Origin of the sequence: Limosilactobacillus coleohominis (assembly GCF_016901675.1) — a bacterium.
Taxonomy (GTDB): Bacteria; Bacillota; Bacilli; order Lactobacillales; family Lactobacillaceae; genus Limosilactobacillus; species Limosilactobacillus intestinavium.
Genome location: NZ_JACJKU010000144.1, coordinates 1 through 1,435 on the forward strand (window position 1 = coordinate 1; position 1,435 = coordinate 1,435).

2 protein-coding genes are annotated in these 1,435 nt (G+C 30.5%); one reads left to right on the top strand and one right to left on the bottom strand.

All coding sequences use genetic code 11. The features are described from left to right. Positions 1-495: TIGR01906 family membrane protein (locus H5975_RS08075; RefSeq protein WP_204785611.1), on the top strand; the 495-nt coding region annotated here is incomplete at its 5' end. On the opposite strand, the gene H5975_RS08080 is transcribed toward H5975_RS08075, so the two are convergent. Next, positions 469-1,125 carry a VTT domain-containing protein gene (locus H5975_RS08080; protein ID WP_204785612.1) on the bottom strand — a complete coding sequence of 219 codons (657 nt, stop codon included), beginning with the start codon at positions 1,123-1,125 and terminating at the stop codon, positions 469-471. The two genes, H5975_RS08075 and H5975_RS08080, sit on opposite strands and share 27 nt — an antisense overlap. Between the last annotated feature and the right edge of the window lie 310 nt (positions 1,126-1,435).

The window sequence follows — 1,435 nt, forward strand, 5'->3', positions numbered from 1 at the left end:
AATAAGCACATATTGGTTGACTATTATAGATTGATAGAGTATTTATGCAGTTATTCTTCCGGTCATTTGCATTTTCGTTTTTTACCGATGTCTAAGACAGCAAGTGAACATTTCGCTGAAGTTAGGGTGTTGGTTCATTATGGAATGGTTATCACGATTATTGCATTTGGATTGTTCTTGGTTTTATTTAGAGCGAAGAAAAAGCGGAATCAGTTATGGGAACTGATTCCGCTATATCAAGAATTAATGTTAATGTTGATTGTATTTACATCATTAATAGCGATTAGTTTTCAAGATAGTTTTCTTTGGTTTCATTATCATTTTTTTAATGATAATTATTGGATATTTAATCCAAAGACTGACCCCATTATTTTAGTACTTAATGATAACTTCTTTTTAAAATACTTTATTTGTTGGAGCATTACGATGTTATTAATCTCTTGGGGTATTAATATTTACACTAAGCACTTAATCAAGCTCTTCATTAGAACTTGAAAATTTTGATTTAATAGCACTTGCAACAGCTGGAATTAGTGTCACCACAATAATGGCGATAATAATCATTGAAAAGTGTTCTTGGACAAAAGGTAAATTACCGAAAAAGTAACCTGCACCGCAACAAATAAATACCCACGAAAAACAAGCAATTAAATTGTATTTAATAAATCGATGATAAGGGAATCCAGATCCGGCAGCTGCAAATGGTGCGAAAGTCCTGATGATTGGCATATATCTTGCTAAGATAATGGCAGGAGCACCATGTTTTTCGAAAAAGCGCTCTGTTTTATGTAGACTTTTTTGATCAATAAGTTTGTTAAACCACGGATGTTGTGTAAGCTTTTTACTTAATTTATTACCAATGAAGAAATTAAGAGAATCACCACCGATACAAGCAATTAAAAATACTAAAATGAATATTTCAATACTTAGATGATAATTTTGATTAGCGGATAAAGCTGCAGCAGCGAATAATAATGAGTCACCTGGTAGAAATGGAAGGATTACAGCACCCGTCTCTATAAAAATGACTAAAAATAGTAGTAAATATGACCAATTACCAAACGTGTTAACTATTTGGATAATGTGTGTATCAATATGTAAAATGAAATCAATTAAAAATCCCATTAGTTTCTCCTTTTTAATTTAATACGACTTAAATTCTATCAGTGGGTCATGTTATTGTGAAGCCATTAAACTTAATTTTAAAAAAAGTAAACTGATTGAAAAAATGTTGATAATCAATAATATGATCGTTAGAGTATTGAATTGTTAAGTTAGTTCGACATAATCATTATGTTAAACAGCTTTTATTTGTTAATGTTCATGTTTACAAAAAAGTTAAAAAAGTTTGCTGAGTTTTGTTGACAACCCACTATAGTCACTGGTATATTAATTATCGTTGTCACGGCAGTTAAGTTTTTAACCGCTTCGACAA